At 23.7% G+C, this 13,391-nt stretch carries 9 protein-coding genes and 1 CRISPR repeat array (1 of these 10 running past the window's edge); of the genes, 2 read left to right on the forward strand and 7 right to left on the reverse strand.

What is annotated here, in order from left to right:
- A CRISPR array of direct repeats spans positions 1-1,999; the repeat unit is 36 nt; unit sequence GTTCTACTACTACATAATTTTACAGGGTACCATAAC (it extends 413 nt beyond the left edge of the window).
- A 27-nt stretch (positions 2,000-2,026) separates the two neighbouring features.
- From SLITO_RS03280 to SLITO_RS03310, 7 genes are all read right to left on the reverse strand, one after another.
- Positions 2,027-2,956: a hypothetical protein gene (locus tag SLITO_RS03280; RefSeq protein WP_075058357.1), complete on the reverse strand. Its 930-nt coding sequence runs from the start codon at positions 2,954-2,956 to the stop codon at positions 2,027-2,029.
- Entirely contained in the window at positions 2,956-3,279 is a 324-nt protein-coding gene (gene cas2 / locus SLITO_RS03285; RefSeq protein WP_235443360.1) for a CRISPR-associated endonuclease Cas2, read from the reverse strand. The genes SLITO_RS03280 and cas2 overlap by 1 nt, the downstream gene beginning before the upstream one ends.
- A complete protein-coding gene (cas1, locus tag SLITO_RS03290; protein WP_075058358.1) occupies positions 3,269-4,174 on the reverse strand; it encodes a type II CRISPR-associated endonuclease Cas1 in 906 nt (301 codons plus the stop codon). Before cas1 ends, cas2 begins: the two co-directional genes overlap by 11 nt.
- A gap of 126 nt (positions 4,175-4,300) precedes the next feature.
- A complete protein-coding gene (gene cas9, locus SLITO_RS03295; protein WP_075058359.1) occupies positions 4,301-7,510 on the reverse strand; it encodes a type II CRISPR RNA-guided endonuclease Cas9 in 3,210 nt (1,069 codons plus the stop codon).
- A gap of 137 nt (positions 7,511-7,647) precedes the next feature.
- Positions 7,648-8,589, reverse strand: a complete 942-nt coding sequence (locus SLITO_RS03300) for a 1-phosphofructokinase family hexose kinase (protein WP_075058360.1) — start codon at positions 8,587-8,589, stop codon at positions 7,648-7,650.
- A gap of 25 nt (positions 8,590-8,614) precedes the next feature.
- On the reverse strand, positions 8,615-10,819 hold the full coding sequence (locus tag SLITO_RS03305) for a PTS transporter subunit EIIC (RefSeq protein WP_075058361.1): 2,205 nt from the start codon (positions 10,817-10,819) through the stop codon (positions 8,615-8,617).
- A gap of 38 nt (positions 10,820-10,857) precedes the next feature.
- Positions 10,858-11,595 carry a DeoR/GlpR family DNA-binding transcription regulator gene (locus tag SLITO_RS03310; RefSeq protein WP_075058362.1) on the reverse strand — a complete coding sequence of 246 codons (738 nt, stop codon included), beginning with the start codon at positions 11,593-11,595 and terminating at the stop codon, positions 10,858-10,860.
- A 136-nt stretch (positions 11,596-11,731) separates the two neighbouring features.
- Between SLITO_RS03310 and SLITO_RS03315 the strand changes: the two genes are divergently transcribed.
- Together SLITO_RS03315 and SLITO_RS03320 are read left to right on the forward strand one after the other, a co-directional pair.
- Entirely contained in the window at positions 11,732-12,577 is an 846-nt protein-coding gene (locus SLITO_RS03315) for a class II fructose-bisphosphate aldolase (protein ID WP_075058363.1), read from the forward strand.
- Between the two features lie 258 nt (positions 12,578-12,835).
- On the forward strand, positions 12,836-13,321 hold the full coding sequence (locus tag SLITO_RS03320) for a hypothetical protein (RefSeq protein WP_075058364.1): 486 nt from the start codon (positions 12,836-12,838) through the stop codon (positions 13,319-13,321).
- The last annotated feature ends 70 nt before the right edge of the window (positions 13,322-13,391 follow it).

Raw genomic sequence — 13,391 nt, forward strand, 5'->3', positions numbered from 1 at the left:
TTTTACAGGGTACCATAACACATTGTAAGTTGGTATCGGGTTTTTATTTGTTCTACTACTACATAATTTTACAGGGTACCATAACTGAATAGATGAATTGACACTGTTGTTGAAAGTTCTACTACTACATAATTTTACAGGGTACCATAACTTCAGTTGAGTCTGGGTCAAGTGTTTCGTCGTTCTACTACTACATAATTTTACAGGGTACCATAACTAATGAAAAGAAAGGAAAAAGAATAATGACGTTCTACTACTACATAATTTTACAGGGTACCATAACCTGCTATTGTACTTTCAAAACTGTTGACAAGTTCTACTACTACATAATTTTACAGGGTACCATAACACCATTTTTGTTTGTGATAACGTGTGATATGTTCTACTACTACATAATTTTACAGGGTACCATAACGTTAATGAACATGAACTATTAGCATCTTTGGTTCTACTACTACATAATTTTACAGGGTACCATAACGCCTGTTCCTAATGCTAACAAAGTGAACTTGTTCTACTACTACATAATTTTACAGGGTACCATAACTAGAATCACAACTTGCAACCCAGATTTAATGTTCTACTACTACATAATTTTACAGGGTACCATAACCTCAACTAATTAAAATCTTATTTCATACTTGTTCTACTACTACATAATTTTACAGGGTACCATAACAATAAAAAAATGGTGAGATAATCAAAACTTGTTCTACTACTACATAATTTTACAGGGTACCATAACAGCATTTTATCAAATAAAGGGCTTGATTGTGTTCTACTACTACATAATTTTACAGGGTACCATAACATGTGTGATTTAAATAGAATTAGACAACCAGTTCTACTACTACATAATTTTACAGGGTACCATAACTGTGGAATTTCACTTTTTTCAATCTGTATCGTTCTACTACTACATAATTTTACAGGGTACCATAACCATTGTATTTAAATCATTCCATTTTTCTTTGTTCTACTACTACATAATTTTACAGGGTACCATAACACTTTTACACTCTTATTAGATTTTGCAGAGGTTCTACTACTACATAATTTTACAGGGTACCATAACGAGGACAAATAACTTATTTTATAGAAGTTAGTTCTACTACTACATAATTTTACAGGGTACCATAACTTAGCAAAGATAGTTATCAACCTTTTTTATGTTCTACTACTACATAATTTTACAGGGTACCATAACCCACCTTCTTTTGGAAATCAACTCATACCGGTTCTACTACTACATAATTTTACAGGGTACCATAACATCATATATTATTTTAGGAATTGCATAGCCGTTCTACTACTACATAATTTTACAGGGTACCATAACATATGAAATCTATCCATTGAAGATTTGAAAGTTCTACTACTACATAATTTTACAGGGTACCATAACATTTGTCTAATAAAACATTCATTATTTTAAGTTCTACTACTACATAATTTTACAGGGTACCATAACACAAAGAGATACCAAAAATAAAAACCCGATGTTCTACTACTACATAATTTTACAGGGTACCATAACGTAATGTATATCATATGAGAGATGACAGATGTTCTACTACTACATAATTTTACAGGGTACCATAACCCAATTCCAGAAATAATTGACATTGCACCTGTTCTACTACTACATAATTTTACAGGGTACCATAACCATGTCTAGCAACATTTACATATGTTACGTGTTCTACTACTACATAATTTTACAGGGTACCATAACGCAACTTATCTATAATTATCTTAAAATAAAGTTCTACTACTACATAATTTTACAGGGTACCATAACCAAACAACTTTTAAAATAAATTTTGTTTTAGTTCTACTACTACATAATTTTACAGGGTACCATAACAGCAAAAGAAATTATAGCAATTATTTTTCAGTTCTACTACTACATAATTTTACAGGGTACCATAACATCCTTTATGAATGTTTTTGTTAGTATAGAGTTCTACTACTACATAATTTTACAGGGTACCATAACCTCAAATCAATACTTTTTATTAATTATTTAATTATTTATTAAATATTGGAAAACAGGGTAGTTTATTTCAATTAATTCATTATTATAACTGCTTATTAATTTATTTATATTAGTTTTTAACTCTTCTATAAATTCATTTTCACTAATTAAATTTGAAAAATTCATGTAAAATTTTATATTATCGTAAATATTTGAAAAATCTAAAAAGTTACTATCATATCAAACTTTCAAAATACTATTATTAATGTTATCACAATATACAAATTTATCTGTTATTATTGTATATTTTGATATATTAGAAATTTCATTATAATATTCAACAATTTCTTTATAATTTAGGAAATTAAAAGGATTAACAAATAATAAATGTATATTTTTGTCTTCAATATTAATTATTGATTTAATTAGCTCTAAATAAATTTTTCTTAATTTACTTTGACACATATTAATTATATTTTCTTCACTGTTTATTGAACTAATTTTAAATATTGTTTGTTCAGCAATATAATTAATTATTTGATCTTGAATTTCATATTCAAAATTTAAGCCTGTTTTTTGATTTAAGTTATTTAATAAATTATCCAACAAACTTATTTCTGTTAAATCAATTGTATTAATAAAACTAAATAAGTTAGTAATGCTAGATGATGAAAAAGCATCATATTTTAAACATAATATTATCAACTCTTTTAAAATACTTTTGCCCCCTCCACAAATATCTTTTAAAAAATCAAAATATGTTGGTATTTTAATTATTTTATCAACAGATTTATCTATTGAAATGTCATTTTTTTCCATAATAATATCATATTCGCTAGTAGAATATTTATTATTAAAAATTAACGAAAGCACATTAAATATATCATTACTTATTTCAACGTTATTAATTAATATAATATTTTTATTCATCATATTGTAGTTAAAAAATTTATTATTATTTTTATTTATAACTTTCATTATAATTCTATAAGCCTCCTATCATTTATTAAAAGTTCTTTGTCACTTTTCTTACCAACAACAATTTGTATATTTTGATATTGTTTTTCTGTTACTGTTAAAAATCTAACATTACCCATTTTTGGTAAAAATTTATTAATTCTTTTTATAACAAAATCAACAGATTCTTTATTATAGCAAAGTTTACAATAAATAGAATATTGAATCATATGAAATCCTTCTTTGAATAAATTATTTCTAAACTTATTATAGTGTCTAACATTTTCTTTTGAATCAAATGGTAAATCATAAAATATCATTAGTCTCATGTATCTATAACTCATAATATTCCACTGATGAGGCTATCGGATATTGAACTGTCTCTAGATTCTTAGTATCAAAATAATTTATTATCATATCAACATACTTATCAATTGCATTTGTTAAATAAACTTTTACACCATCCAATAAAATTTTTGAGTTTAATAAATTTATAAGTTCTAATTTAATACTTCTGGTGAAATAATCTAATTGCATTACATTATTAAATACAAAATTGTCAACAATAGGTCTAAATGGTTCCATTAAATCATCTGCTAAAGCAAACGCATTATACATATTATGATGGAATAATGCAATTGTTGGATGTAATCCTTTAGCACTTATAGTTCTTGCAAATGCATGCCTTAATATGGTGTATCCAAAATTTAACGCTGCATTAATATGATTTTCATCACCTCTTGTGAATTCTTTTCCAAACAATTCTTTAAAATATACTTTTGCTGCATGCCCTTCTCTATTTGTAGAATCACTGTATTTTAATTCTTCAATATAATTGTAAAGTAGGTTAATTTTTGATAAATTTTTATAATTTAACTTTAATACATCAATTTGAGCTTCAATTTTTTGTTTAACAATTTTAGTTCATAAATTTAATTTATCTTCTTTTTTTCAATTAATTTGATTATTTATGATTTTTAATTGCATATGATTTGCTTCTATTGGTTGTATTATAGATATTGGTTTTAAATCAACATCGCAAATTATAGTTAGAATTTTCTTTTCTGCTAACTTGTTAATTGTTCTAGTTGTAATAATAGTTTTATAATTTTCAAATAATATTACATTAATATCATCAATTGGTATTTGATATTTAATGTTGGAATTTTCAACAATTATATTATTAAGAAATAAACTTACCCTTTCTCCATTTTTTATAATAATAGTTTTTCAAGACATAATTATAAAAAAAAGAGGAATAAATTCCTCAGTTACGGCATTAAAGCCTTATATATGGTAGTCCTGTAAAATTATGTAGTAGTAGAACATTGCATATACTTTAATAATATACTACATTTATTATAATTAGTCAATAATTTTTACTTTTGTTCTTGTGGAATTTGAAGTAATTAGTTTGATATTTTTCATTTTTTTAACTGTTTTATGTAATCTTTTATTATCATCTACTTTTTTATATAAATACTTAAACTCAAGTCTTTCATGAGTTTTATCAAAACCAACAACTATTAAATTAAATTTCTGTCCGTCATAATCAAAAACTAATTCATTATTTTTGTGCAAAGTAAATTTTTTTTCATATGTTTCATCAATTTTATATAAAATTTTCTCACTTTCATACTTTTTTAGTTTATATTTAATATTTGATGAGCTTTTATTAGATTCAAAATATGCAACATTATGAGTAATTGGCAATACTTTATATAAGTTATAAACTTTAGAATAAAATAAATCTCATCCTATAGTGTTAGATCCAATCATAACAATTTCTTTGTTTGCCTTAATTTTATTGAATTTATGAGTAATTTTTGTATATTGGTTAATTACTGATCCTTTATATCTTAAATACCTAATACTTGGTGGTGTATTTTCATTTGATTGTTTAGTTATTCTTTCCCCTAATTCATTCACAAAATGATAAAATGGGTTTTTTACTGGTTTATCATTTTTATCAACATCATTTACATATGCTTTATATATGTTTTCAAGATAGTCAAATGTTTTTTTATCAGATTCGTATATTAATAACTTATTTTTATTAGTTGTAAAAAGTTCTTTAATTATTTTAATTTTTGGTGGTTCAAGTGATAATAAATCAATTTTTTCTGTTTTTATTAAGTTTCCATTATCATTTATACATCTATAAATAGACTCATTAAATAATTGTGTATTTGATTTTTTTTCTACTTTTTTTGTGAACTTATAAGCAAAGTTATTAATATCATTTTTTAAATCACCTAATTCTTCAAGTTTTAGAACAATATTTTCATCATCACTATCAAGTATTTTATTTAGTGTTTTGCCTTCTGCTAAATCAATTATTGGAGCTATTGCACAAATTGTAGCATCAATTGCATGATGTTTGTAATCATCTCTATCTTTTTTTGGTAGTTTTAAATAAACATTTCTTATATAACTTGTTAAGCCTCCATTAATAGTTTTAATAGAATAACTTTTGTTAAGTTCCTTTTTAAAGAAAGTTAAGTAATTTTTGACTTCAACTGTTGCATATCTTGTATCATTTAAATTTCTATTAATAAACTTTTGTTTGACTTCAACATCATTAATATCTTCTTCTAAAACTAGGTTAGAATATTTTTTATTACCATATTTACCTAATTTTTTATTTTTGACATATAATGAATACATTTTTTCTTTAAATTCATTTCAATTCCTATTTTTATCTCTAAAATATTGATATGGTGATTTTTTACCTTTATCTTGATTTTCTTTTCATAAAACTAATACTTTATTAGTTCTTGAATCATCTAATGAAACTGAAAAAGGTATAATATGATCTATTTCACAATAATTTGGATCACTATATAATCTATCAATATCTATGGGTGTACCTGAATAAGCACATCTCCCATCTTGTTCATTAAATAAAATTAGTTTGAGTCTAGTTTTAAAATCTTTTTTTAATAAAGATACTTTGTGTTTTTCTAATATTTCTTTATTTTCTATCTCATTTTTCTTTTGAATTTCATTTATATATTTTTTAAAATCACTTGAATTTGATTCTCTTGCCAATTCAATAACAATGTCTTTTATTTGTAAATCTTTTATTTTTTCAATTTCTTTAATTATTTTAATACTTTCAATTAAAGATCTTTTTACAACTGGTGAAATATACATTTCTGATATTTTTTGTCTTAGCAATGGCATTGAATTAAATTTTCGATTAATTTTTATGTTATAGTCTGGTTTAATGTTTTTTTCTGCAAATATTTGCATATGATTCTTATTGTCATATCACATTTCATCAATTGCGACTTTCATTGTTTTAAAACTTAAACTATGTGTTCCGGTTAAACTAATAAAAGATATTACTTCAGCTTGTTCGTTGCTGAAACTATAATCACAATCAATTAATAACTTTTCTTTTCTAGATTCAGCTGTTTGATAAATTGTTAAAATTTCAGATATTTTATCTAATAAATCTATATTTTTAAGAGATATAAAAGATATATCAAGTTTAGAGTTAATTAATAATGTTCTTAATTTATTTATAAATTCAAACTTAGTAAAGTTCGGTTTATTTTCTTTATCAATTCTATAACCTTTAATATCAGATTCTTTAACTTTTAATAATGAAGAAATTAATTTTAAAGTAATATTCTTATTTTTAGGACCATTATGATTTATTACAGACTCTATTAATTCATATTTTTGATCATAAGTTAATCCTGATTCTATACCATCTATATTTATATTATTTAAATCATTTAAAATATTAAATAAATACGAAGTCATAGAATGTTTTGGAGCTCTTTTTTCATTACTGTTATATGTATCAAAACCAGTTAATCTACTATAAAACTCGTTTTCATCTTTTCACCCATATTCACTTTTTGAAGTTTTAGAACTAGTAGTTCACCCTGGTCCTTCAAAATATAATCTCTTACGGTCAAATAAATTAATATATTCTTGAACAAAACTTTGACTAACCACATTTTCTTCAACTTGTTTGTTAAGTATTTGTTCAAGTTCCTTTTTATACCATTCATGTGCAATTAATGAGTCAGTTTCTTTAACTCCTCTATATTTTCCATACTCATTAAAAATATTTGTCTGTATTTCAACAGGTAATAAATTAGTTTCTTTTTTTATATCATCTATACTAATATCATCAAACTTGTCTTTTTTTGATTCTAAAAGATCATCTTTATAATTAAAACTTCCTCTTTTTTTAATGTAGTTAAATAATAAAACAATTAACTCTTCCTGAGCAATTTTTTCTTTAAGTGCTTTTTTTCTCATTTCTAAATAATTAATATTTAGATTTAGATTATAAAAATCATTTGTTTTATTTAAGTAGTTGTATTTTACAAATAATTTTAACAAATCTTGTTTTCTTAATATTAGTCTTCTTAAATTTCTTCTTCTTCCTCTTTGCATTCTTCTATCAGATGTTGTAGAAGAGTTAGAACTTCCTGAATTTGATTCACTAAACAGCCTAGAACCAGCGTTTATAATTTTTTTGTTATCAATATCATAAATTGATCAACCAACTGAAGCAATACCAATATCTAAACCTATATTTACTTTTTTCATATTATTACCATCCTTATTCAAAATAATTATAATATTAGTTTACAAATAAATTTATATATAAATAAAATTTTTGCAATTCTATTATAAAAAAATCTAAGTATAGATTGATTAAAATATCTTTTACTTAGATTTTTATTTTACTTTAATATATCCAATTTTATTGAACTTACATTTTCCAATAAATTATCAATTAGATCTTTTGAGGCAATTTTGTTAGAAAAAGCAGTAGCACTTCCACAAACGATACCCATTATTAATGATTCTTTAAAGTTGTTTTTTTCAATATACTTAGAAATAAAACCAGCTAACATACTATCACCAGCTCCCGCTGCGTTAACTAAATTGTGGTTTCATTTACCAATGCTTGCTTTATATACATTATTTTTATTCATAAATATAGCTCCTTCACTTCCCAAAGAAACAAGAATATTTTCAACTCCTTTATTTAGTAACGTATTTCCAGCTTCAATTATATCTTCATCAGATTCTATCTTTTTATTAAGAGTTAAAGATAATTCATCTTTATTCGGTTTAATTAAAAAAGGTTTTTTATTTACTGCTTCTAACAATGATGTTCCATATGAATCTATAACAAATTTACAACCAATTTCATTTGAGAGAACTGCAATTTTTGAATATATATCATTTCCAACATTATTAGGAATACTTCCAGTAGCAATAATATAGTCATTAGTTTTAGCATTATTTCTTAAGTATTTAAACAATTTCTCAATTTCATTTGCATCAATTTCAGGACTTAAAACGCTACATTCTGTTTGTTGACTGTCAATTATTTTAATATTTATTCTTATATCTCCTTTTGAATTAAATTTTTTATATTTAATACTTTCAATATCTAAATATTTGTAAAAATATTCTTCAAATTTTCCACTTGAGAAAATTAATGATTCATTAGCAAAACCTAAATTATTTAAAATCATTGATATATGAATCCCCTTACCAGCTGGGTACATTTCAGTATAATAAGGTCTATTAGTTTTGTTTAATAAAAAATCATCGAATTTTAAAATATAATCAATTGCAGGACTCAAAGAAATTACATAAATATTATTTTTCATTTTTTTTCCTTTCATTAAATTTTTTTTAAACTAATTTTGGTTTAATTATGTTTTCTTTTATTTCCAAATTGTGTATGTTATTAAAATATAGATTTTTAAAATTATCTAAATTATTTAATTTTATAAACTCAATTTTGCTAACATATTTAACAATGTTATTATAATACTTTATTGTTTCGTCTGAAATTTCTTTTTGACTAACTTCAAGTTCTTTTACTAAGACATTAAATTTATCTTTTAAAATATTAATTTTACTTAATCTTCAATCATTTTCATTAGATTGTTTAATTAAAATATTTCCTTTTTCTTTTTTTTCGCTATTACTCATAAGCAACATTTTTTGTCCTTTATTAAATAATGAAGCATTTCTACTTTCTCTTAACTCTAAAAATCTATTTATACTATATTCTATATTTGTTTTTTTAATACTTAATTTATAGTGTTTTTTAGTTTTTGGTGCTAGTTCTTTTAGAGTGTTCAATGTTTTTATTATTTCTTGATAAGTACTATTTAATTCTATTTGTCTATCTGATCTAATTTCTTTAAGGTTTTTTATTAAATCTTTATTTAAATCCTTATCTTTTATATCGTTTTTTATATTAGAAATAAGTTGTAATAATTTAGGTTCTAAAATTTTATTTATTTTTAATAATTCATCTTTTAATGTTTTTATTTCATTAATTAATTCTTCTTTATTACAATTTTTTTTGTTTGAGCTTTTAATTAATTTTATTAATCCTTGAGCGGAAAAATCATTTAATCCTTTTAAATGTTCTGATTTTGCAAGTTTTTTTGTTGTTTTAATTGCTAATGATTTTTCTGTTTTTTCTTCTCTTCATAAAAAGAAAGTTATTAAAATACCTAAAGATAAAGAAGCTAAGTCTATTACAATAGCTAATATCAAATCATCAGTATATGCTAAGAAACCAACAATTCCACCTAATCCGGCTAAATTATCAAGCGTTACTTTAAATATACCAATTAATCAACCTCCTATTCCACCTGCTAGAACACCAGTTAAAAATGGAATACCTTTTGGTAAATTAACCCCGTATATACATGATTCTGTTGGACCCGAAATTACTCCCGGTAATGCGGCAACAAATGCAGCAGATCTATCGATTGCTTTTTTTGATTTTATTCCAACTGCAATTGTTGCACCCATTTGTGCTCATGCGGCTGCAAATGCAGCTGCTAAAAATATTGACGGATTATTGTTTACTGTTAAATCAGCTACAGCTGCAAAGAATAATATGTTATGAACACCTAATACAACAAGCGGTTGTCAAGTAATTCCAACAATTAATGCTCCAATTCCTATCGGTAAATTCATAAACCAATTAAATGCATTTAATAATGCATTTTCAATTATTCCCATTATAGGACCCATTATAAAGAATGCTAATAATCCACCTATTAATAATGTTAAAAAAGGATTTAATATAAAATTGGCTACGGGGTTGAAATATTTTTCTATTGCTTTTTGCATATAAGCAATTATTATTCCCATAACAATAAATACCAATATTGTTGAATAAAATGGTTTTAAAGTTATTTGTCAATTTCCTAATTTTATTAAATCTAATCCGCTTTCAGGTATTATTGGCGAAACCATTATCAATGATAATGCAACTGCTGTTGGTACTTTTCCACCCAAATACCTTACAACAGATCACATAGCTACAACACCCATCATTTTAAATCCGGTTGAAGCAATGATGTTAAGTACATAATCAAATATATTATAATCTACACCTAATATTGCACCAGCTTTAGTTGGATCAGAACCAATTTTTGTTCTTATTAATAATTGTTGAAAAGCCATTATTAGACCAACTCCAATTAAAAAAGGAATTAATGGACCAAAAAATGCTGATACTGATTTTATAAATTTTCTTCATAATGATATATTTTTATCTTGAACAATTTTTTTAGCATTGAAATCTGATGTATTTTGAGATTTAGTCACAGTAGTCGTAAGATTACTTTTTAAACTTTCTGTAATTTTAGAAACCTCAGCTCCAATAATTAATTGAAGTTCTCCATTTGATCATAATGCACCTTTTATATTTGAAATTGTCTTTAATTCATTTAATTTAGCTAAATCCTGATTGAATAATGATAGTCTCATTCTTGTTGCACAATGATAGACATCTTTAACGTTATCAGGACCACCAATTTTATCTAAAATATTTTGAACTAAAATATCTTTTTTTTCAATTTTACCCATAAATAAAAGTCCTTTCTTAAAACTAGAAAGGATACAATCTATTCCACTAAAATTGTATTTCCTTTAAAGTCAGAAGGTCTTTGTTCAGTAATTAGAGAAGTTTTTTTATTATATGAAACTTTAATTCTGTTTTTAGAGTTAAATTTACTAGAATCCATTAGTAGATATGAATTTTCAGTATTACTGATCACTTTTTCTTTTATTATAGCTTCTTGTATATTTGTTGTATAAAACTCATTATTATCATAATTATTCATTCCTATAAATGCTTTATCAAAATAAAAATTATCTAAGAATTTTAAAGATAGTTCACCTGCTGTTGCATGTGTAGATGGAATTATAGTTCCTCCCACTAAACATACATCAATATCCAATTCTAAAAGTTCCATAGCAATTGAATATCCATTTGTAACAATTGTAAGATTTTTATCTACTAAATATTTTAGCATTTGTTTAGTAGATGTACCAGTATCTATAAAAACTAAATCACCGTCATCAATTAATTCAACTGCTTTTTTAGCAATTTTATCTTTTATATGAATATTTACTAAGTTTTTTTCTTCATCAAAATGCTCTTGCATTTTTTTTACATTATTTTTTAATGATTTAGCACCACCATAAACTTTTATTAATAAACCTTCATTGTGTAATTCGTTAATATCTGTAATGATAGTTTGAATTGTTGAATTTGTTTCATTTGCTAGGTTAATATTTTTTACAAATCCTTTTTTATTAATTATGTTTAAAATTTTTTCTCTTCTCTCATCTTTTAACAAAGAAATCCCCCTAACTTAATAATACTATTAAATTTAAAAAAGTTTAAAAATATTTAAAAATATTTAATAAAGTTTAAAATAGTTTATAAATATAGTATTATTTATTTATACATAATTTATTATAAGGAGAAATTATATGAAAGCAATGTTAAAAGATGAATTAATAAAAGCAAAAAAAGGTAAATATGCGGTTCCTGCATTTAATTTTGATAACTTAGAAATGATGAAAGGAATTATTGAAGCGGCTGAGGAAGAGAAATCACCTGTGATATTAATGGTTACAGAAAGTGCTGCCAAATATATGGGTCTTGATTATGTATTCTCATTTGCACTAACAGCTGCAATAAATGCAACTGTACCAGTAGTTCTTCATTGAGATCATGGTTTTGATATTGAACTTATCAAAAAGGCAGTTGATGCAGGGTTTTCAAGTGTAATGCTGGATTCTTCATTAAAACCTTTTGATGAAAATATTAAAGAAACGCTTGAAGTTGTAAATTATGCAAGAAATAAAGGTGTTGATGTGGAATCAGAAATTGGTCATGTTGGTGGAAAAGAAGATGATAGAAACTCAGCGTTAAATGGTTATACAGATGTAAATGAAGCTTTAGAATTTGAAAAACAAACAAAAATTGATGCATTAGCAATTGCTATTGGTACAAGTCATGGTTTATTCAAAGGAGAAATTAAACTTCAATTTGAAATACTAGATGAATTAAATAAAAAAATAAAAACCCCTCTTGTATTACACGGTTCTAGTCAAGTTCCGCTTGAAGATTTAAAAAAAGCAATTAGCTTAGGTATAACAAAAATAAATATTGGCACTGATTTAAAAATCGCTTGTGCTGAAGGAATCAAAAAATGATTTAATGATAATCCAAATGGATATGATGCAAGAAAATATGGTAGAAATGCAGTTGATTTTGTTAAAATAGAAGCTAAAAAGAAAATTATTGCTTTTGGTTCAAATGGTAAAGCATAAAGTAAATTTTTACTTATAATTTATTATAATTATTAATACTATTTAATTTAGTTAAAATAAAAAACCTAAACAAACCAGTTAAAAATACTGGTTTTTTTTGCTAAAAAATAAATACATTAAAAATATAGCAACAAGATTAAAAAAATATATTAGTTAATAGGCAAAAAATAATTAAAAATTAATCTAACCAATTTTTAATAATTTTTTTATATATAACTTAAATTAATATAATTATAAAATACTATTGGAGGTACTAAAATGAAGAAAGAGAAAAAATATCCAAATTATTTATTTTTATGATTTTATTATATATCTATATTTATATTCGTTTTATTGCTGTATTTTTTATCCATACTTGCAATAAGTTTATTTTCTTCACTAATCGTAATAGATTTTATTGAAAAATTATTAATAAATTTAAAAGTAAATTGAACTTTTGAAACTTATATGTATATTGTTTCAGCTATTACTGCGTTTATTTTTAATTTATTTTTAATAACATTTAGAATATCGAAAGTATTTAAGTTTATTAATAAAATTTGAATATCTAAAAATAATTTTATTCTTTTTGATGTTCATTTTAAATTATACGAAAAAGAAAAAGAACTAATTAACAAAGCAAAACAGTTTAACTCATTTAACAAAAATAAACTTGAGGAAAAGATATTGAATATAGATAATAAAATTGAAGTTTACTTAAATAAGAGATTACAAATAGAAAATAAAAATATTATAAAAAATTAAAATCTTACTCTTTTATTCAAATTTAACTATTTACACTAAAACTTATTAAATATTCAAAAAAAATACATTA

The organism is Spiroplasma litorale (assembly GCF_001267155.1).
Taxonomy (GTDB): domain Bacteria; phylum Bacillota_I; class Bacilli_A; order Mycoplasmatales; family Mycoplasmataceae; genus Spiroplasma_A; species Spiroplasma_A litorale.